27 protein-coding genes and 4 pseudogenes are annotated in these 18270 nt (G+C 69.0%); 16 read left to right on the forward strand and 15 right to left on the reverse strand.

Annotation, left to right across the window (positions count from 1 at the left end):
- The first annotated feature begins 164 nt into the window (after positions 1-164).
- The 5 genes and pseudogenes from AC1QRC_RS18745 to AC1QRC_RS18765 all read left to right on the forward strand — a co-directional run bounded on the left by AC1QRC_RS18745 (position 165) and on the right by AC1QRC_RS18765 (position 2598).
- The gene (locus AC1QRC_RS18745) at positions 165-422 is read left to right on the forward strand and encodes a hypothetical protein (protein ID WP_484204732.1); all 258 of its coding nucleotides are present in this window, start codon (positions 165-167) and stop codon (positions 420-422) included.
- Positions 419-715: a type II toxin-antitoxin system RelE/ParE family toxin gene (locus AC1QRC_RS18750; RefSeq protein ID WP_484204733.1), complete on the forward strand. Its 297-nt coding sequence runs from the start codon at positions 419-421 to the stop codon at positions 713-715. The genes AC1QRC_RS18745 and AC1QRC_RS18750 overlap by 4 nt, the downstream gene beginning before the upstream one ends.
- A 255-nt stretch (positions 716-970) precedes the next feature.
- Positions 971-1264 (forward strand): annotated as a pseudogene (locus AC1QRC_RS18755) (GNAT family N-acetyltransferase); the annotation flags it as partial.
- 205 nt (positions 1265-1469) lie between these two features.
- Positions 1470-1727, forward strand: a complete 258-nt coding sequence (locus AC1QRC_RS18760; RefSeq protein ID WP_484204734.1) for a hypothetical protein — start codon at positions 1470-1472, stop codon at positions 1725-1727.
- A 220-nt stretch (positions 1728-1947) separates the two neighbouring features.
- On the forward strand, positions 1948-2598 hold the full coding sequence (locus tag AC1QRC_RS18765) for a hypothetical protein (RefSeq protein WP_484204735.1): 651 nt from the start codon (positions 1948-1950) through the stop codon (positions 2596-2598).
- 322 nt (positions 2599-2920) lie between these two features.
- Here AC1QRC_RS18765 and AC1QRC_RS18770 read toward each other — a convergent pair whose 3' ends face one another.
- The 4 genes from AC1QRC_RS18770 to AC1QRC_RS18785 are packed head-to-tail and all read right to left on the reverse strand — an operon-like array spanning position 2921 to position 5056.
- Positions 2921-3715: a class I SAM-dependent methyltransferase gene (locus AC1QRC_RS18770; RefSeq protein ID WP_484204736.1), complete on the reverse strand. Its 795-nt coding sequence runs from the start codon at positions 3713-3715 to the stop codon at positions 2921-2923.
- The gene (locus AC1QRC_RS18775; RefSeq protein ID WP_484204737.1) at positions 3615-4460 is read right to left on the reverse strand and encodes a class I SAM-dependent methyltransferase; all 846 of its coding nucleotides are present in this window, start codon (positions 4458-4460) and stop codon (positions 3615-3617) included. The genes AC1QRC_RS18770 and AC1QRC_RS18775 overlap by 101 nt, the downstream gene beginning before the upstream one ends.
- A gap of 54 nt (positions 4461-4514) precedes the next feature.
- On the reverse strand, positions 4515-4784 hold the full coding sequence (locus AC1QRC_RS18780) for a hypothetical protein (RefSeq protein ID WP_484206697.1): 270 nt from the start codon (positions 4782-4784) through the stop codon (positions 4515-4517).
- A 38-nt stretch (positions 4785-4822) separates the two neighbouring features.
- The gene (locus AC1QRC_RS18785) at positions 4823-5056 is read right to left on the reverse strand and encodes an addiction module protein (RefSeq protein ID WP_484204738.1); all 234 of its coding nucleotides are present in this window, start codon (positions 5054-5056) and stop codon (positions 4823-4825) included.
- A 126-nt stretch (positions 5057-5182) separates the two neighbouring features.
- On the opposite strand from AC1QRC_RS18785, the gene AC1QRC_RS18790 reads away from it, so the two are divergent.
- The 3 genes from AC1QRC_RS18790 to AC1QRC_RS18800 are packed head-to-tail and all read left to right on the forward strand — an operon-like array spanning position 5183 to position 6703.
- Positions 5183-5428 (forward strand): AbrB/MazE/SpoVT family DNA-binding domain-containing protein, encoded by a 246-nt coding sequence (locus AC1QRC_RS18790; protein ID WP_484204739.1) that lies wholly within the window; start codon positions 5183-5185, stop codon positions 5426-5428.
- Positions 5415-5837 carry a PIN domain-containing protein gene (locus AC1QRC_RS18795; RefSeq protein ID WP_484204740.1) on the forward strand — a complete coding sequence of 141 codons (423 nt, stop codon included), beginning with the start codon at positions 5415-5417 and terminating at the stop codon, positions 5835-5837. The genes AC1QRC_RS18790 and AC1QRC_RS18795 overlap by 14 nt, the downstream gene beginning before the upstream one ends.
- An 8-nt stretch (positions 5838-5845) precedes the next feature.
- On the forward strand, positions 5846-6703 hold the full coding sequence (locus tag AC1QRC_RS18800) for a class I SAM-dependent methyltransferase (RefSeq protein ID WP_484204741.1): 858 nt from the start codon (positions 5846-5848) through the stop codon (positions 6701-6703).
- Between the two features lie 51 nt (positions 6704-6754).
- On the opposite strand, the gene AC1QRC_RS18805 is transcribed toward AC1QRC_RS18800, so the two are convergent.
- From AC1QRC_RS18805 to AC1QRC_RS18815, 3 genes are read right to left on the reverse strand one after another with little or no spacing between them, the layout of a single operon-like run.
- Positions 6755-7159, reverse strand: a complete 405-nt coding sequence (locus AC1QRC_RS18805; RefSeq protein WP_484204742.1) for a PIN domain-containing protein — start codon at positions 7157-7159, stop codon at positions 6755-6757.
- Positions 7156-7383: an antitoxin gene (locus tag AC1QRC_RS18810; RefSeq protein ID WP_484204743.1), complete on the reverse strand. Its 228-nt coding sequence runs from the start codon at positions 7381-7383 to the stop codon at positions 7156-7158. Before AC1QRC_RS18810 ends, AC1QRC_RS18805 begins: the two co-directional genes overlap by 4 nt.
- Before the next feature lie 36 nt (positions 7384-7419).
- Positions 7420-7584: a hypothetical protein gene (locus AC1QRC_RS18815; protein WP_484204744.1), complete on the reverse strand. Its 165-nt coding sequence runs from the start codon at positions 7582-7584 to the stop codon at positions 7420-7422.
- Between the two features lie 243 nt (positions 7585-7827).
- On the opposite strand from AC1QRC_RS18815, the gene AC1QRC_RS18820 reads away from it, so the two are divergent.
- Positions 7828-8793 (forward strand): alpha/beta fold hydrolase, encoded by a 966-nt coding sequence (locus AC1QRC_RS18820; protein WP_484204745.1) that lies wholly within the window; start codon positions 7828-7830, stop codon positions 8791-8793.
- A 43-nt stretch (positions 8794-8836) separates the two neighbouring features.
- Here the strand turns inward: AC1QRC_RS18820 and AC1QRC_RS18825 are convergent, their stop codons facing one another.
- Positions 8837-9400 carry a hypothetical protein gene (locus AC1QRC_RS18825; protein ID WP_484204746.1) on the reverse strand — a complete coding sequence of 188 codons (564 nt, stop codon included), beginning with the start codon at positions 9398-9400 and terminating at the stop codon, positions 8837-8839.
- 267 nt (positions 9401-9667) lie between these two features.
- Between AC1QRC_RS18825 and AC1QRC_RS18830 the strand changes: the two genes are divergently transcribed.
- The 5 genes from AC1QRC_RS18830 to glf all read left to right on the forward strand — a co-directional run bounded on the left by AC1QRC_RS18830 (position 9668) and on the right by glf (position 13915).
- Positions 9668-9835, forward strand: coding sequence for a hypothetical protein (locus AC1QRC_RS18830; protein ID WP_484204747.1), 168 nt, complete (start codon positions 9668-9670; stop codon positions 9833-9835).
- Positions 9836-9936: 101 nt separating this feature from the next.
- The gene (locus tag AC1QRC_RS18835) at positions 9937-10281 is read left to right on the forward strand and encodes a YciI family protein (protein WP_484204748.1); all 345 of its coding nucleotides are present in this window, start codon (positions 9937-9939) and stop codon (positions 10279-10281) included.
- Positions 10282-10397: 116 nt separating this feature from the next.
- Positions 10398-11510 carry a phospho-N-acetylmuramoyl-pentapeptide-transferase gene (mraY, locus tag AC1QRC_RS18840; protein WP_484204749.1) on the forward strand — a complete coding sequence of 371 codons (1113 nt, stop codon included), beginning with the start codon at positions 10398-10400 and terminating at the stop codon, positions 11508-11510.
- A gap of 123 nt (positions 11511-11633) precedes the next feature.
- Positions 11634-12791: a glycosyltransferase gene (locus AC1QRC_RS18845; RefSeq protein WP_484204750.1), complete on the forward strand. Its 1158-nt coding sequence runs from the start codon at positions 11634-11636 to the stop codon at positions 12789-12791.
- On the forward strand, positions 12746-13915 hold the full coding sequence (gene glf, locus AC1QRC_RS18850) for a UDP-galactopyranose mutase (protein ID WP_484204751.1): 1170 nt from the start codon (positions 12746-12748) through the stop codon (positions 13913-13915). Before AC1QRC_RS18845 ends, glf begins: the two co-directional genes overlap by 46 nt.
- Here glf and AC1QRC_RS18855 read toward each other — a convergent pair.
- From AC1QRC_RS18855 to AC1QRC_RS18870, 4 genes and pseudogenes are all read right to left on the reverse strand, one after another.
- Positions 13910-14833 carry a CoA transferase gene (locus AC1QRC_RS18855; protein WP_484204752.1) on the reverse strand — a complete coding sequence of 308 codons (924 nt, stop codon included), beginning with the start codon at positions 14831-14833 and terminating at the stop codon, positions 13910-13912. The genes glf and AC1QRC_RS18855 overlap by 6 nt on opposite strands.
- A 41-nt stretch (positions 14834-14874) precedes the next feature.
- On the reverse strand, positions 14875-15315 hold the full coding sequence (locus AC1QRC_RS18860) for a LysR substrate-binding domain-containing protein (protein WP_484204753.1): 441 nt from the start codon (positions 15313-15315) through the stop codon (positions 14875-14877).
- 136 nt (positions 15316-15451) lie between these two features.
- Positions 15452-15523 (reverse strand): annotated as a pseudogene (locus AC1QRC_RS18865) (hypothetical protein); the annotation flags it as partial.
- Positions 15524-15686: 163 nt separating this feature from the next.
- A pseudogene (locus AC1QRC_RS18870) lies at positions 15687-15779 on the reverse strand (LysR family transcriptional regulator); the annotation flags it as partial.
- A gap of 149 nt (positions 15780-15928) precedes the next feature.
- Here AC1QRC_RS18870 and AC1QRC_RS18875 point away from each other — a divergent pair.
- Both AC1QRC_RS18875 and AC1QRC_RS18880 read left to right on the forward strand, forming a co-directional pair.
- Positions 15929-16300: pseudogene (locus AC1QRC_RS18875) on the forward strand (LysE family translocator); the annotation flags it as partial.
- Between the two features lie 106 nt (positions 16301-16406).
- Positions 16407-16559, forward strand: coding sequence for a hypothetical protein (locus AC1QRC_RS18880; RefSeq protein ID WP_484206727.1), 153 nt, complete (start codon positions 16407-16409; stop codon positions 16557-16559).
- A 225-nt stretch (positions 16560-16784) separates the two neighbouring features.
- Here the strand turns inward: AC1QRC_RS18880 and AC1QRC_RS18885 are convergent, their stop codons facing one another.
- Genes AC1QRC_RS18885 through AC1QRC_RS18895 form a run of 3 tightly spaced genes read right to left on the reverse strand, consistent with a single transcriptional unit; the run spans position 16785 to position 18137 of the window.
- Positions 16785-17618, reverse strand: a complete 834-nt coding sequence (locus AC1QRC_RS18885; protein ID WP_484204754.1) for an aspartyl protease family protein — start codon at positions 17616-17618, stop codon at positions 16785-16787.
- A gap of 34 nt (positions 17619-17652) precedes the next feature.
- On the reverse strand, positions 17653-17922 hold the full coding sequence (locus AC1QRC_RS18890) for a MerR family DNA-binding protein (RefSeq protein ID WP_484204755.1): 270 nt from the start codon (positions 17920-17922) through the stop codon (positions 17653-17655).
- A 23-nt stretch (positions 17923-17945) separates the two neighbouring features.
- Positions 17946-18137, reverse strand: coding sequence for a MerR family DNA-binding transcriptional regulator (locus AC1QRC_RS18895; protein WP_484204756.1), 192 nt, complete (start codon positions 18135-18137; stop codon positions 17946-17948).
- Between the last annotated feature and the right edge of the window lie 133 nt (positions 18138-18270).

Consider the following 18270-nt stretch of genomic DNA (forward strand, 5'->3'; position numbering starts at 1 on the left):
AGTACATCTGACTCAACTGTGGGCCCGCCCAGATTGTTCCCGATGTCGAGGCACTTCCCACACAGCCTGGCGGGGGGCGGGGCGCGCGCCTGGGCGTCGGGTCGGTCCACAGGTCACGCACCTACTCCTCCTGGGTATGATCTAGTCATACCCAGGAGGTTGGTATGGCGGTGCGCAAGGTGGCGGTGACGCTCCCGGAGGAGTTGTACGAGATGGTGGAGCGGGCACGTTCGATCGAGCACCGGAGCCGCTCAGAGGTCATCCAGGAGGCCTTGCGCACCCATTTTGGTGAAGCCATCTACCGGCCGACAGAAGAGGAACGTTCGGCACTCGTTGAGGCGCTGGACGCCGCCCACGCGGACCCCGAGTCGCTGCATGACTGGTCAGAAGTCCGCGAGACCCTTCCTGGTCGACGACGTTGACGGTAGTCCTCACCCCGCACGCGGTGAGCGATGTCGAGGAGGCCTGCGCCTACTACGCCGACATCGACGCAGGGTTGGTCACGCGTTTTGTCGACGACGTCGACGCGGCCATCGAGCGGATCGTGATGTTTCCCAGCGGAGCACCGGCGGTTGAAGGGTTCGACTGGCTCCGCAGGGCCCGGGTGCGGCGGTTCCCCTACGGAGTCTTTTACCAGCCGACCGCGGCTGGTGACCTGCTCGTCGTGCGGGTGCTACATTCTCGGCGCCACCACCTCGGCGCGCTGGAAAACTAGCGGCCCTCCCCGTGGGCGCAGCGAACCCCTTGGACACGGACGTCTACGACGTCGACGCCGACGGAGAGTCGGTGCCGCCCTCGCTTTGGCAGGGGCCCGACTGCCCGGGCGAGTAGGGGGTACACGGCTAACGTTCTGGATATGTCGATCACCATCAGGCAGGCCACCGCGGCGGACCTCCCGGGCCTCGCCCGCCTGCGGTGGACCTGAAGCAAAGAGGGCCAGCCAGCGCTCGAGTCTTCCTTCGATGAGTACACCCGAGACTTCGCCGATTGGTACCAGCAACAGGATGACTTCGTTGCATACGTCGCAGCCGATGGTCCCGAGTTGGTTGCGATGGGCTTCATAGCACTCGCTTCCCGGGTGCCTGATCCACGCAGCTTCCACCGCCGGACCGGCGACATCCAGTCGATGTTCGTTCTCCCTCGGCACAGGAACCGCAGCATCGGCGCTCGCTTGATTCAGCGGCTCGTGGATCATGGCCGCACTTCCGGTTGCACCCGCATCACGGTGCAATCCGGAGGTCGTGCTATCCCGCTCTACGCTTGAGCGGGTTTTGCCCCTCAACAGAACCTGCTCATGCTCCCGATCCACTGAGCGGAGCACGCAACCAAGACAACCTCAGCCGCCCCTGGCTCGACGAGGGCGGAGCCAACGTCCGGTCATCGGCAGTTGAGCAAGCCGCCGAATCTGCGCCCGGTCGGATCGAAGCGAACTCTGTAGTGGTCGCTCCCTGCGGACTAACATGCTGGTCATGACCCGTCAGATCGGCACACCCACTGGCTGGATCATCGCCACCCCTGACGCGCAAGCTGCGCGAACGCTGTGGGCTGCGGCCCTGGGGTTCAACGATGACTATGAGACTGCTGGCGAACTGCCCTCCCAAGAGCACGCCACCTCCGGTCAGCGAGTCACCGTCGCTGAGTTCGCCAGGCCGAACCCGCCGGTGGCCCTGGCGGTGCGTTGCGAGGAGATCGACGCTTCCTTCGCCGCGGCCACCGAAGTAGGCTGAGCGAGTACTGGCGAGACACCTCCGATTCAGGGACACAGTTCATCATGTGCCGCGCGGAACCGGGCGTCTTCATCCTGCTTTACCAGCGACACCAGCCGGCTGGATCGACCAGCACCACCGCGTGACCTTTTGTCAGCGGTGCCGGACCCCCCGGTCCGCAGGTCACACGCCCGCTCCCCGACAGATCAGCCGATGAACCTACACCTGGCACCATGGCCTGATGACGGAAGTGACTTGGCGGGAGGTCATGGCTGGAGTCAACGAATCGGCCGGGGCCACCTTCACGCTGGTGCGCCCTTTGAGCGGTGGGCGCCAAGGCGGCGCGTGGGTCGTCAGCGACATCAACGGCCACTTGGCGGTACTCACCTGGTCGGTGAACGCCGGGCTGGCGCACCAACGCGAGGAGACCACCGAGCTCGTCAACCAGTTGGTGGGCGTCGGGTACCCCACCCCGGCATGGCTGGAGGCGGGAACCCTCGGGACGGACCTGGCGTACGTCATCGCGCAACTGGCCCCTGGACGTCACGTGACCTGGCCCGAGATGCCCCTGGAGAAGGTACTTGCTGCCATCGAGTTGCAGGCCGGCCTAGCCCGATCGACACAGAGCACGTGGAGCGACTACGCGCTGAGCGTCCTGACCGAAAGTGAGGGGCCGCGCAGTGACGTGGCCGCCCTGGGCCCAGCAGGCGAGGCGTTCCTAGCGCTGATAGACGCCCACCTACCCGACCTCGAAAGGACCCACCTGGACCCACCACGCCGATCCTCGCACCATTGCCCGCATCCGGGAACACGGCGAGAGCGTCGCTGGGACCGACGTGTTCAAAGTATGTCTCGCCGTGACGTGCCTGGAACTGTTGGCATTCGTCACTGATCGAGTTCCCCCGCAAGAGTGTCTGACCTACATGCGCCGGCTCGAGTACCTGTTGACCTGACCTCGCGTCGCCCAACCGTGCCAAGGCGTAGCCTCGAGGAACGTTCGGCCCTCGTCGAAGCGCTGGAGGCCGCGGGCGCGCACCTCGAGTCGCTGCATGGTCAGAGGTCCGCAAGACACTTCTTGGTCGACGACGTCGAGGGTTGTCGACGGGATGCTGGGTGAAGCACGGATCAAGGACAACCTCGACCGGATCACCCACGGTGATCTGATCGGCTGCCGCCCACCGTGCACACTCGCGACTCTGCAGGTCATCTCTCAACTACGGCACGCGGGCGATCCCCATGATGTGGTTGGACATGTCCCGGACCCCCGGGACAGCGCCGGTCCGGCGCACGAGCGCCAGCGCCGCTGCCAGCAGCTCAGGGTCACGCGCGGTGAGCTGTTCAAGTGGCAGGCCGGCGGCCCCTTCGATCGCGTGGACTTCCACGTCGAGCAGTCCGGCATCGGCCAGCTCCGCACCGAACTCCTCGGCGGTGTGAAAGTGCCCTGCCGGGAACCGGTCCGCCGGGGGCGGGGTGCCGGACTCCAACAACTCGACCCACGCCGACGGATACGGAACAGGAACGTCAATCCCAAGACTGAGTGCAGCGTGCCGCATGAAGCGGGGGATCGCGGCCGCGAAGACCCAGCCACCCGCCACCACCACGCGCGCTGCTTCCTGCAGACAGCGACGGCGCTCGGCCGCTGACGACAGGTGATAGAGGGGCCCAAGGAGCAGGGCCACGTCGAACGAGTCGACCGAGAAGTCGAGGCTCCGGGCATCGCCCACCTGGGCATCGAAGCCACCGTGCTTGCGTGCTTGCTGCACGTGACTCTCGACCGGATCCACCAGCACCACCGCGTGACCTCGTTCAGCCAGTGCCGTGGCATGGATCCCCGTCGCTCCCCCGATATCGAGAACCCTGGATTGCTCGTCAATGCGCTCAGTGATGAGTTCCTGCGTGCGGACGAACTCAAGCTCGCCCTGCGCGGAACGCGCGACGAGCCGGTTGGCCTCGTCGAACTGCCGCGAGTAGTACGCCTGAATCGCGGCATCGATGTCGGCCTGACCCATGCCGGCACACTAGCGGGGCACCGAACCAGCGTGCTGTGGTCGCGACAGCAGAGGCCGCGTTCAGAAAGTCCGCCCCGAAGACGCCTTCCCTCCCGGCCGCCACCGGCCTCGCCTCAACAAGTTGGAGATAGCGACCGAAGGTCTCCGCGAGGTCTTCAAGCAGGAACGAGGTCCCACCGGCCGTGTCACCCGTGACGAGCACCTCCGTGTCGGAGGGACTGGGCTGCCGCTCCTGGGCGAACGTCACGATGCCGAACCTGCCGCCCTCCGCAACCAGGGGCATCACCCGCTCCAAGTAGGTGATGCGCCTGTGCGGCGCCAGGTGGTGGAAGCACCCCGAGTCATAGACCAGACCGAACGGCCCTTCCGGCAACTCGTCGCGCAGCACGTCCCTCGAGATCAAGGTGACTGCGCTCGGCATACTCGACCGGACCGCCTCCAGGAGGGGCGCGGCGATGTCGATGCCGACCACGTGCGCACCGTGGTCTGCCAGCCACGCGGCGTTACGCCCGTTGCCGCACCCGACATCGAGCACCCGCACTCCACGCAGGTCGCCTAACAGACCTCGCTCGTGCCAGTCGACCAGGGGCTCGTCGGGCAGATCTGTGTTGAGTGGGTGCCCCCGAGTCGTCAGCATCTGGACCCAGAAGTCCGCCGACTCCTTGGAGGTGCGATCGCCACGATCATGATCGGCGACCACGCCGTCCAGATGATGCAGGAGTTGCTCCACGGTGCTCAGGCGCATGGTTCCATCCTCCCAGGGCCAGGGCCAGGGCCGGTGCCGCAACGGCCGCGGACATCAGTCCCGGTCCGCCCAGTAGAGCGGCCTCCGCCGCTCGTGGGCGATCGCGACGACCTTCAGGACGTCGTCTGCAACGTAGAAGACGACCCGGTAGTGCGACCGCGGCACGCTAGCGTGGCGATAAGCCCTGTCGGATCCTGGGACCGAGAGCACCGATGCTGACTCAGGCCACTCCATGCAACGATCCACGACCTGGTCGAATTCAGCGCGAAACCGCCCACCCCGGCCCTGTCCGCCCTTGTCGTACCACAGGATCGCGTCGCCCAGCTCGCGGAGCGCCTAGGGATGGAACCCGGAGCAGAGGGTCAAGCGTCTCCCGCAGCGGCGCGCGCGTCGAGATATTCGTCCGCTTCCTCGCGCGTCAGCATCCGCACAGCTCCGCTCTCGAGTGCGTCGGCCCGTCGGGCGGCGACCGAGGCCCACGCCGCGTCGATCACGTCCCGGTCGGACTCGTCGGACTCGTAGAGCACGTCGGCGATCCGCGAGCGCTCTTCGGGCGTGAGCGCCATCGCGGCTCGGATCACCTCAGCGGCTGACATACAGCAACTCTACCGCTGCCCCAGGCCCCGCCCCAGATCTTCTCCACAAGGTCCCCATGTCTGGGGTCCGGACAAGATCGTGAGATCAAGGGGTGGCAGAACGGGCGCAATGGTAGAGTGGTTGGCATGCTGGCATCGCTGGACAAGGCAGGGCGCGTGGTCATCCCCAAGGAAGCCCGGGATCAGTTGGGATTGGCGCCCGATGTCCAGTTCGAAGTGACCCTGACCGGCGACGGCCTTCTCCTCACTCCCGTCCGCAGAGCAGGGCGGCGCATCGTGGAGCTCGACGGCTGGCCGGTCATCGAGGCCGCCCGTGGCATGACAGTGACCGATGCCGATGTCCAGCGCTGGCGAGACGATGGCCAGCGCTGACTCGTGGGCGGTTGACACCAGCGTCGCTGTTGCCGCACTGGATGCGGGGCACGCGGCTCACACCCCCTGCCTGGCGGCCGTCCGTGAGTACCGTCCCGCCCTTGCCGGCCACGCGGCATACGAGGTGTTCGCCGTCCTGACCCGGCTGCCCGGGGAACTGGCCGTCGATGCGACGGATGCTGCGGCGTTGATCGATCGCGTCTTTCCCGATGTGGTGTGGCTATCCCCGCGTGCCAGCAGCGCGCTGCGGCCCCGACTCGCGACTTTGGGCGTTCTCGGTGGCGCGGTCTACGACGCCCTCGTCGGTGAGGCGGCCCGCACCAACGAGCGACGCCTGCTCACGCGGGACCTCCGCGCCCGTCGGACCTATGACCTGCTGGGCGTCGACCACCAGGTCGTCGGCCCCTAAGCGCGCTCATGGCATCAACATCCGTCGCCGATATCTCCGGCTGGTTCGAAGACAATCGGAAGAACTGGGACGATCGGTCAGCGCTGCACCATGCGTCCGGGTACGGCATTCAGAAGTTGATCGACGATCGCACTGCCATCAGCGACACGTTGGCCACGGACGTCGAACGCCTGGGCGACCTGGCGGGCAAGGACGTCATCCACCTGCAGTGCCACCTGGGCACAGACACCGTCAGCCTGGCCCGGCTGGGGCCCCGGCGCGTGGTGGGAGTCGACCTGTCCGGCGAGTCGATCCACAGAGCCCGGTCGATCGCAGCGGACGCGGCTGCCGCCATCGAGTACGTCGAAGCGAACGTGTATGACGCCCGGGAGGCAGTCAACGGCGACTTCGACTTGGTCTACACCTCGCTCGGCGTGCTGTGCTGGCTGCCAGACGTCGACAGCTGGGCGCGCGTCGTGGCGTCACTCCTCGCCCCCGGCGGCCGCTTCTTCATCCGAGACGACCACCCCATGTTCATGACCATCGGTGAGGACGTGAGCGACGGATTGAAGGTCGAGCAGCCCTACTTCCAGCAGGACCGGCCGCTGACCTGGGAGGACGAGGGGAGCTACATCGAGGCCGCCGACGATGCTCCAGCTGTTGCTCATACCCGCAACCACCAGTGGAACCACTCCCTCGGCGAGATCGTGACCGCCCTTCTGCGTGCGGGCCTGGCGATCGACGCACTTGAGGAGATGCCGTACGCAGCCTGGTCCCCATGGCCAGAGCTTATGGTGCGAGACGACAGCGGTCATGGCTATCGCCTGCGGGATCACCCCGAGCGCCTCCCACTGCAGTTCTTGATCGAGGCCCGTCGCCCCGCATAGGGCCACGGCATACGAGGTGTTCGCCGCTGGGCACGCACTGGGGTCGTGAGGTCAGGACCAGTCGGTGCACCGCAGGCCAGACACGCGCCCGAAGTCCTTCAGGTTCTGGGTGACGACCACCAGCCCGCGGGACCTGGCATGCCCAGCGATGAGTGTGTCGTAGGCGCCGATCGGGCTCCCGGTTGCCGCGAGCTCCGCGCGCACGTCGGCCGCATGGCTCGCGGCCGCCTCGTCAAAGGCGAGTGGGGAAGCCAGGTCCAGCAGCCACTCCACCTGACGACGTAGCCGTGCCGGGTCGGCCGACCGGTCCGCCCCGTAGAGGAGTTCCGTGGCCACGACCGTCGAGGTGACGAGCTCGGTCGAGTGCGCGTTGAAGTGCTGGCGCATCTCGGGCCGACGGCCCCGCAGGACCTCGATGGCTGTGCTCGTGTCCAGCAGAAAGCGGGGCACCGTCACGACCAGTCACGCTCCTGGGGGTCTGGCTGGTCGCGGTCGGGAATCTCGACGTCGAGGTCATCGAGGCTGTCAAAGAACCTGTCCCACGCATGGCCCGCGGGTGTGATGACGCGCGCGCCACCCTCGACCGTGATCGTCACCTCCCCGTCCTCAGGAAAGGCCACCTCTTTGGGGAGGCGCACGGCTTGAGTGCGGTTGCTCCGGAAGAGACGGGTCGTGGTCATGACGCCTCCTTGTAAATACGTTAAGTATATACACCATCAGTCGAGCATGACAGTCGAGCCCTCATCCGGATAGCGCAGTCTTTCTTCATGGAGACGGCTGAGGTGATGGGGCAGACCTATCGGCCCCGAGTCATTGATGCCGCCCTGCAGCGCGGCCTGCGTGCGGCTGGCGCCGTGGTGATCGAAGGTGCCCGTGCACACGCGGCCAGCCCCGGGGCAGTCTCGGGAAACCCAGCGCCGCGTAGACCTCGGAGGTGGCCCCAAGGTCACGCGCCGGCAGGTTGGGGGTCGCACAGTCGGCCACGTAGGCAGGGTAGAGGTCGCTGCTGAGTTGAGGTGCTGAGGGCCACTCCGGGCCTGGCGCAAAGAAATTGGGTCGTGCGGCCAGCGGCGTGACCGTAGTGTCGTCTGATGACGAGAAGAGACGGCCTCGTGATATTGCCCGTGGCTCTGACCCTGCTGGCGGCCTGCGCTGGCGGCGCTCCCGATCCCGGGTTGGAGTCCGGTGAAGTGGAGCTCGACGGGGCGGTGATCGCCTACGAGAGCCTGGGCTCTCCGCAGGACGAGACCGTGCTGCTGATCGCCGGCACGGGGATGCAACTCATCGACTGGCCGACGGAGATGGTCGAATCGCTGGCCGACGAAGGCTACCGGGTCGTCACCTTCGACCACCGGGATGTCGGGCTCACGACCGTGGCCGCGGAGGTGGAACCGCTCGACGAGGCTGCGATCGGTGAGGCGTTGGAGAGCGGGGGACCCCTTCCCGTGCCCTACACCTTCGACGATATGGCCGACGACGCAATCGGCGTTCTCGATGCACTCGATGTGCCGGATGCTCACGTGGTGGGACTCTCGATGGGTGGAGCGATCGCACAGTTGGTGGCCATCGATGAACCGGAACGCGTCCGCTCGCTCACACTGCTGGCCGCTGACTCGGGCAATCCCGAGCTGCCACCGATCGACCCCGAGGCGTTCGCCAACGTTCCTGCGGGGTCGAGGCCGACCGACCGGGAGGGGTTCATCGACCGTCGCGTGGCTGAGGAGCTGGCATTGGCCGGGGCCGACTACCCGGCGGACGAGGACGAGTTGCGGGCGGGCGTGCTGCGAGCCGTGGAACGACGCTTCGACCCTGACGCGCTCGCCCGTCAGGAAGCGATGTCTTTGGTCGGTCACCTTGCCAGCGCCGAGTACCGGTTTGCCAACCTCGAGAGGATCGGTGCCCCGACGATCATCGTCCAAGGTGATGACGATCCGCTGGTGCCGGTGGAGGCGGCCTATGACATCGAGGCGCGCGTCCCTGGCTCCGAGTTGCGGGTCATCCCCGGGCTGGGACACCAGGTCCCGGTCGACGTCGTCCCGGACCTCGTGGATGCCATCGTGACCGTCGCCACGCGAGCCTCCGATACGTAGGACAAGGCATGGCCGACTCATGCGCGATGGCGCGCTGAGTGGCCTACAACCACCACGGCTTGAGGTCGATCAGCCAGTGACTGCGCAGCGTCAGGGCCCGTTCGAGTGAGGCGGCGACGCCAGCCACCAGCAGCGTGGTGTTGAGCCACCCGGGCAGCGAGATCGGCGAGGTGTAGGTGCCGACGCGGTCCCCCACGACCTCCCACTGGGTCAGGGCCTCGAGCAGTTGCGGCCCGAAGAGCACCAGGCCGAGCAGCAGGATCGCGATGGCCGCACGGCCGATCCATCGGCTGAGGGTGGGGTACCGATGATCGGCGATCGCCCGCCAGTACTCCGCGCTGTGCCGCACCGGCGTCAGCGTGCGCTCGGCGCTCCCGTCGTCGGAGACCAGGTGAATCCGGCGGAGGCCGGAGGACCCGACCGAGACCTCGACCACCCCGCCGGGCACCGGGAACGCGGTGGGTTGCTCGGACACCAGCTCCTGGCGACCGTCGACATAGAAGGAGACCGTGCCGTCCCAGCTGAAGTAGTGCACGTCCACGGCGTAGTCGCGCCTGTCGCCGTCGACGTCGACCAGTTCGATGTGAAAGACCGAGCGGGTCAGCATCTGCCACGGGTGGTGTGGTCTCAGGGGGCTGCCGTCACCGGGCTCGGCCGGGGTCGGTCCCCGCTTGTCCCGCCACCGTGACCACACCGCGCACGTCCCCTCGTCGACTCCGAGAACCCTAGCGGGGCCAGGGCGAGCCGCGCCGTGCGCCGCCATGCGGCAGGCCTTCGTGGACTAAGCAGCGGCCGTCACGGGGCGTTGACGATGGGCCACGTCCGGCCCGACTCGTCCGACCCATGGCATAGATTGCCAACGGAGGTGGTGACCGTGCCCACGAGGAATGTCTTCCTGAGTGAGTCGGAGGACGCCGCCAGGCTGGCAGCCCTGCTAAGAGCCGCTGACAAGGGGTGGGCTGATCTCGCCTCGGGGCAGTATCAAGACATGGACGATGACGACCTTGCCGACGTGATCGCGCAGCTCGGCACGCATGCGTGACGGGCCAGGACTGCGGGACGTCCTCACCGGTGTCGAAAGCCGTAGGGCACGTCCGTCATGGTGGTGAGGCCTGCACGGTGCAGGCACGGAGGAGGACGACCATGAAGTACCTGATGCTCCTGATGTCCGAGGGCGAGCGGCCCCCGTGGGACGAGCAGTCTCCGGAGCAACAGGCGGCCGCGATGCAGCAGCACGACGACTTCGGGGCGGCCTGCCAGGCCCGTGAGGACGTCACCATCCTGTCGGCGGAGGCCCTGGACGGGCAGCCCACGGTCGTGCGCATGCGCGGCGGTGAGCGCAGCGTGACGGCCGGGCCGTATGCCGAGGCCGTCGAGCAGCTCGGGGGGTTCTACCTGATCGAGACTCCCGACCTGGCGACGCTCCTGGAGCTGGCCGAGGCCCTGCCGCCCTACGACCTCCAGTTCAGCCCGGTCGGAGAGGCCTGACCTGCGGCCCTCTTCGCCGGCTTGCTGCGTGTCGGGCTTCGCGCACGCCCACCGGGACCACAAGATAGGTCGGACTGTGGGCCAGACGCCCAGCCACGAGGTGGAGAAGAGGGCCGATGGTCAACGTCCTGCTGGCCGGCGGGATCGCCATGCTCGTGGCGTTGCTCGGCACGCCGTTGTTCATCAGGTTCCTGATCCGTCGGCAGTACGGGCAGTTCATCCGGGACGACCTCACCCTGCACCACCACAAGCGGGGGAAGCCGACGATGGGTGGCGCGGTCATCATCGCCGCGACCCTCGTGGGCTATTTCGGCTCCCGCCTGGTCCTCGCGGTCGTCGGGGGCAGTGGTCTGCTCGAGGTCGCGGCCAGCCCGTTCACCCTCAGCGCCCTGCTCGTGCTGTTCCTGCTCGTCGGCCTGGGGCTGGTGGGCTTCTTCGACGACTTCACCAAGATCTCCAAGGAGCGGAGCCTGGGGCTCACCTCGACCCAGAAGCTCATCGGGCAGACGCTGGTCACCGTCGTCTTCGCCCTCCTCGCCCTGCTGGTGACCGACGACCAGGGCCGGGCGCCGGCATCGACGGCCATCTCCTTCATCCGGGACACCAGCCTGGACCTGGCGTTCGCCGGGCCCGTCGTCGGCGTGGTGCTGTTCCTGCTCTGGGCGAACCTGCTGATCACCGGCGCCTCGAACGGCGTCAACATCACCGACGGCCTCGACGGGCTGGCCACCGGCGCGTCCGTGATGGTCTTCGGCGCCTACACCCTGATCAGCCTGTGGCAGTACAACCAGAACTGCGCGGTCGTGCCCGGCCCCCACTGCTACGAGGTGCGGGACAGCCTTGACCTGGCGATCGTGGCCTGCGCCATCGGCGGCGCGTGCTTCGGGTTCCTCTGGTGGAACGCGTCCCCGGCCCAGATCATCATGGGCGACACCGGCTCCCTCTCTCTGGGCGCGGCCCTGGCCGGGATGGCGATCCTGACCCGCACCCAGCTGATGCTGCCGATCCTGGGCGCCCTCTTCGTGATGATCACGATGTCCGTCATCATCCAGGTGGCCTTCTTCAAGCTGACCCGCAGGCGGGTGTTCCGGATGGCACCGCTGCACCACCATTTCGAGCTGGTCGGGTGGGCGGAGGTCACGATCGTCGCGCGGTTCTGGATCATCGCCGGCATCGGCGTCGCGGTCGGCCTGGCCCTGTTCTACGGCGAGTGGGCCGCCAACGCCTGAGGACGCGGGACCGAGCCGGCCCAGCAGGCGAGCCAAAACCTGTTGATCGGGCTGCGCCATCTCGGTCACGCTCGAACTCCCAGGCGCCCCGTGACGGGCGCCACCAATCAACGGTGATGCGGTATGCGGTGGGTCGAGACGACGAGTGGCGCGGACCGGGCGCGGCCCGGCTCTGCGGGCACGACCCGGTGCGGGTCGGCGCCGCGTCCCGACCGGCGCGCCTTCGTCACCTACCTGATGTTCAACGACAGCTACCTGCCCGGCTGCCTAATGGCCGCCGATGGGCTGCGGCGCCAGGGCTGCCGCGCCGACCGGGTGTGCCTGGTCACCGACGGCGTCTCTGAGCGAGCCCGCGAGGCCCTGCTGAGCGTCTACGACCGGGTGCTCGCCGTCGAGGAGATCGGACTCCCGCACTCACCCGGCCCCCGCGCGGGCTCCCCGCGCACCGGCTCGGCGCGGGTCGGCAGCGCCGCCCTGACCCGGTTCACCACGCTGCGGCTCGGCCCGGACGGGGACCTCGGAACCCGCTACGAGAAGGTCATCAACCTCGACGCCGACCTGCTGCCGCTGCGCCGATTCGACGACCTGTGGGACCTCCCCGCCCCGGCTGGCATCATCAACGAACGGCGCGAGCACCTCGCCGACATCAACTCGCGGGGACGGCTCGTCCCCCGACCCGAGGCGATGGAGACCGGTCGGTGGGTGTGGCACGACGTCTACGGCGACGTCTGCCCGCCGGGGCAGCCAGTCCCCCGCGAGATCACCGACCGGGTGCGGACCGACGTGGACAACTACGGGGTGAACGCCTCCCTGCTCGTCCTCGAGCCGTCCGCACGTGCCTACGCCGACTTCATGAAGTGGATCGGCGAGGGCGAGGTGGGCCGGCTCGCCCGCGACGGGTGGTCGTGGACTGACCAGCAGGCCGCCACGCTCTACTGGTCCGGGCAGTGGACCAGCGTGGACCCCCGCTACTCCCTCTTCTACGGCTACCCGAGCATCGACCTCGCGCACGGCCTGCACTACGCCGGCGTCAAACCCTGGGCCTGGCGGCGCAAGGGCTTCGCCCGCCGCCTGGAGCGGTTCCCCGACTACGCCCTGTGGGGACACCGGTACCTCGAGATGGTCGAGGACCTCCCGCACCTACGGCGGCTGCGCGGCATACGACTCCTGGAGCGCGAGCTCCACGAGGCACTGCCCCGCCGGAGCCGCCTGGGCACCCCTCCAGCGAGACGGTCATGGATGCTGATCTCGTCGTGGTGGGCGCCGGCCTCTTCGGCCTGACCGTCGCCGAACGCGCGGCGTCCCAGCATGGGCTGCGGGTCCTCGTCCTGGATCGGCGGCCGGTCCCCGGCGGCAACGCCATCAGCCGGATCGAGCCGGAGACCGGGATCGAGGTGCACCCCTACGGTTCGCACATCTTCCACACCAGCAACGCGCGGGTGTGGGACTACGTCAACCGCTTCACGGCCTTCACCCGCTACACCCACCGGGTCTTCACGACCCACCGCGGTGAGGTGTACCCGATGCCGATCACGCTCGCCACGATCAACCAGTTCTACCGGTCGGCGCTCACCCCCGAGGCCGCGCGGGCCACGGTCCAGCAGCACGCCGGCAGCCAGCGGGAGGCACCGCGGAACCTCGAGGAGCGGGCTATCGGGCTGGTCGGCCGGCCCCTCTACGAGGCCTTCGTCCGCGGCTACACCGCCAAGCAGTGGCAGACCGACCCGCGGGACCTGCCGCCGTCGGTGATCTCCCGGCTGCCGGTGCGCTACACCTACGACACGAGGTACTTCGGTGACCGGCACCAGGGGTTGCCGGTCGAGGGGTATGCCGTGTGGTTCGCCCGGATGCTGGACCACCCGCGGATCGAGGTGCGGCTGGACACCGACTTCCTCGATCCCGGGCAACCGCTGTGCAAGGACGCGCTCGTCGGCCGGGTGCCGGTGGTCTATACCGGCCCGGTCGACCGGTACTTCGGGGACGTCGAGGGGCAGCTGGCCTGGCGCACCCTGGACCTGGAGCAGGAGATCCTCCCGGTCGGGGACTTCCAGGGCACGAGCGTGATGAACTACGCCGACCGCGACGTGCCGTACACCCGGATCCACGAGTTCCGCCACCTGCACCCCGAGCGGGACCACCCTCCGGACTCCACCGTGATCGTGCGGGAGTACTCACGGCGTGCGACGCGCGAGGACGAGCCCTACTACCCGGTGAACACGGCGGAGGACCGCGAGGTGCTGCGCCGCTACCGGCGCCTGGCGGCGGCCGAACCCGGCGTCGTGTTCGGCGGCAGGCTCGGGACCTACCGCTACCTCGACATGCACATGGCCATCGCCTCAGCTCTCACCATGGCGGCCAACGTCCTGCCCGACCTCCTGCGACGCAGTTGCACGCACGTCTCATGAAGTCGTCGTGTCGTTGACCCCGTGAGTTCCGAGACCATCGAGGTCCGCGAGGCCCCCGCCGAGGACGGCGACAGCCTCCAGGGGGATGTCCCGCTCGGCCGCCCACCGCTGCCACTCCTGCGCGGTCCGACCGGCGAGCACCTCCGCGAGGCGCTCGCGCGTCAGGTCCTCGGGGGCGATCTCGAGCCCGGCGCACAACCGCTCGACGAAGTGCGGCTCGAGTGCGGCGACGGCCACGTGGCCCTGCCGCACGGCATACACGTCATAGACCGGGAGACCGCCGCCCAGCAGGCCGCCCGGCGCGGTGAGTCCGTGCCGGATCGGGCCGGCCATCGACGCGGCGACCTCGGAGAGGGCGACCTCGCGGCGGCACCCGCGGCCGGTCCGTGCCCGCTCGACCAGGGCCGCGGCCGCCTCACCCGCGGCGCGCTCGGCGCCCGCGAGGTCGACCAGCAACGTGGCCGGCACGCGGCCGTCGCGCACGAGCCCGGCGGCCGCCTGGTAGGTCAGGTCGTGCCCGGGCGCCTCGGCCCGCTCACCCGGCTCGCCGACGATGTCGATCTGGCAGAGGCGGGTATGCCGTCCGCTCACCGAGGCGTGGTCGAGCGCCAGCCGGGCGAGGGCGGAGGGGCGCGAACTGGTGAGGAGGACGTCTGCCTGGGCGAGCAACTCCTCCAGCCGGGACCGCCCCGCGTCGTCCTTAAGGTCGATCCGCTCGATCTGCTGGCCGGCGTGCAGCTGCGCGAAGAAGCGCGGGACGTGCTGCTCCAGCGGATCACCGCTCGGCGGGAGCACGGTCGTGACGCTCGCGCCCTGCGACTGCAGGCGGGCAGCGGCGGCCGGGCCGGGCAGGTTGATGGCCACGGAGACGACGCGCACACCCTCCAGCGGCCCGCTCACGGCGGTCTCCTCGGGCATGGTCCCGCACCCTACCGGGCCCCGGGGACGTGGCGGGTGGGTCAGCGCCGCAGGGCACCTGCCTGCTGGCGGAACAGGTCACCCACGTGGGCTACGTGCTCGAGGTGGACCAGGTCCTGGCGGACGAGGAGCACCACGCGACGGACCGGGTCGGGATCGGTGAGGGGGCACGCGGTGAGGCCCTCGGGCAGCTCTGCCAGCGCCAGACGGGGCAGGATGACCGCCCCGATGCCGGCGGCGACCATGGCCAGGATCGCGTGGTGGTCATCGGCGCGCGCGACGTAGCGGGGGGTGAAGCCCGCCGCCAGCGTCACGTGCTCGATCACCAGGCCGGTCGGGCTGCCCTGCCCCCCGAGCTCGACTAGGGGCTCGTCCGCCAGGGCGGCCACCGGCAGCGTCTTGCGCCCCGCCAGCGGGTGCCCCGGCGGCAGGACGACCAGGTAGTCGTCCTCGCAGAGGATCTCCCGCTGGTATCCGGGCACCTCGCGGGGTGCCGTCGTGACCGGGCTCGTTGGTCACCTCGATGTCGCCCGGACGCCGGTCGGCGGTGGGGAACGGCTCGTTGGTGGTGAGGTCGAACTGCAGGTCCGGGAACCGCTCGACCGCCCCCCGCAGCACCGCCGGCACCCAGGACTTGGCCGCCGAGGAGAAACACCCGATGCGGAGCCGGTCGGTGGGCCCCGACCGCACCGACTCGACGAACGCGGAGAGCTGGTCGGCCTGGGCGAACAGGTCCCGCGCCTGCTCGGCCAGCCGGCGGCCGGCGCTGGTGATCTCGAGGCCCCGGCCGACCCTGCCGGTAGAGCGGGAAGCCCACCGCCTTCTGCAGCGCGATGATGTGCTGGCTCACGCTCGCCGGGGCGTACTGCAGGTTGCGCGCGGCCCCCTGGACCGACCCGACCTCCACGACCGCGCACCAGACCCTGAGCCGGTTCAGATCCCACACCCGATGATCGTACGTCAGCGACTGATGATCGATCCGTTAATGTCTGCTTTTCTTTCATCACCGGCGGCCCGCACCATGGTCGGGTGAGAGCGCAGCGAACGGGCGGACCGGTGACCGGGGCGGAGTATGTCGCGTTCCTCGGCGCGAGCGTGATCCTCGCGGTCACGCCGGGGCCGGACACCTTCCTGACCCTGCGGTTCGGGGCGCGTGGCTTCCGCACCGGGATCGTCTACACGGCCGCGGTCACGGTCGGCATCGTCGCCTGGGCGGTGCTGACCCTCACCGGGGTCGCGGTCCTCCTGGAGACCTACCCGGCCCTGCGCCTCGGCATCACCCTGCTGGGCGGGTCCTACCTGATCTACCTCGGGGTCAGTGCCATCGCGCCGGTCGTCCGCCGGCAGGCGCCAGCGCCTCCGCGGCGCGGACCCTCACCCCTGCCGTGGTGGGCGGCACACCGGACCCGTATGCCGAGGCCACCGGCGGTCAGGCCCGGGAGGTCGGTCTTCGGGACCGGGATGATCAGCTCGCTGACCAACCCCAAGACGGGCCTGTTCTTCCTCGCCATGCTCCCGCCGTTCCTGCCCGGCCTCCCCCGACCTGCTCGACCGCGGCCTGCTCGTGGCGACCGTGGCCGGCTGCATCGTCGTCTACGGGGTGCTGCTGTCCGCCGTCGCCGACCGGGCCGGGCGGCTGCTGACCGGCGGGTCGGGACCGGACGTCATCGACCTGGTCTCCGGTGCGGTCCTGATCGTTCTGGGCATCACGGTCGTGGCGCTCTGACGTCGGCGCGAACCCGTCGTCGGAGCCGGCTGGTAGAACGTCGGCATGAGCCGACCGGACCTTCCCGACCTGCACCACACCGAGCACGGCCCGGCCGACGGCATACCCGTCCTCGCCGTCCACGGGTGGACCCCGGACCACCGGCTGATGACCGGGTGCTGCGAGCCGGTGTTCACCGCGCGCTCCGGCGCCTACCGGCGGCTCTATCCCGACCTCCCGGGCCGGTCACCCGCGACGGTTGCTGGTCGCGGCCCACCGCCTCCCGGGGATGTCGAGCCACCAGTCGAAGGCGTCGATGGCCGGCGTCCCGAGGATCACCTCGATGGGTTCGGCCAGGTGCGCGGTCGCAGCCCGCAGCTCGGTGAACGCGACCCGGTGCGGATCCAGCAGCAGGTCGTCCTCGAGTCGCCCCCGTGCGACCGTGGCGGTCGGGGTCCGCACCGTCGTTCCCGTCGCGTCCGTGCCGGGCGCACTGCCGTGGCCGGTGAACAACTGCGGCCACCGCTCTGCCAGCTCCGTGTCGACGACCGTGATACCCGCCCCGGTGTCGAGGACCGCATCAACAGTGAGACCGGGCCACAGCACCGTGAGGCGGAGGTGTCCCGCGCCGTCGACCCTCAGGGATCGGGGAGTATCGGGCGGCTCGCCCTCCCAGGCCAGGCGACCCTGTCGCGGAGAGAAGGCGAACGACCTCATGCCCAACACGTCCAGCCCGAGGAGCGCCCGTGCCCCCGGTTGGTCGGGCGGCACGAGGTCGACCTCGAGGTCGTGGACGCTCAGGCCTCCGATCTCCAGGCCATCCAGCCGGACGCGGCGGGACCTCCCGCTGCCGAGCACGCCGCGCGACTCGACGTAGCCATCCTCCGCGGGCTCGGCATCCTCCGCGGGCTCCTGCACCGCCTGGTCCACCAGTTGGCTGCGCAGGGTGCCGGTGTCCACGCACATGGCCACCTCCTGCCAGGGCCCGCCTCGTGCCGCGGCGATCCTGACCGGCACCGACCACGTCCAACTCTGGGGGTCATCCTCGTCGTGGACCCTGGTGACCGGAACGGCTTCCATGCCGCGACGCTATACCGCTGGCTACCTGGGTCCGCTACGAGCCGGCCGAGGTCGGCACCGGGCGGCGCAGCATCGGCGGCAGGTAGGCCGCGCCCGGCACGGAGTCGCTCTGGGCAGCCTGGTCCTGCGGGTTGGAGAAGGCGCAGGTGCGCATCGAGAGGCAGCCGCAGCCGATGCAGGAGTCCAGGCCGTCGCGCAGCCGCTCCAGCGCCTGGATCTGCTCATCGAGCCGGGCGCGCCAGTGCCGGGAGATGCGCTGCCAGTCCGCCTTGGTCGGGGTCCGGTTGTCCGGGAGCCGGCGCATCTCCTCCCGGATCTCCTCCAGGCTCAGCCCGATGTTGGACGGCCGCCCGGATGAAGGCCAGGCGGCGCAGCACGTTGCGCTCGAAGCGCCGCTGCCCACCGCCGGTCCGCGATCGCCGTGATCAGCCCCTGCGCCTCGTAGTAGCGCAGCGCGGACGTGGCGAACCCGCTGCGGTGCGACACCTCGCCGACGGTCAGCAGGTCCCGGGTGTGCATGGAAGCGCCTCCTCGATCATTCAACTTCACTTTAACTCTGACATCCGGACAAACGCATCGGCGTCAACGGGGTTGACTTCAAGTTCACTTGAACTTTCAGGATGGCTCCCACGACCACACGATCGAAGGAGAC

It is taken from the genome of Ornithinicoccus sp. (assembly GCF_057176825.1).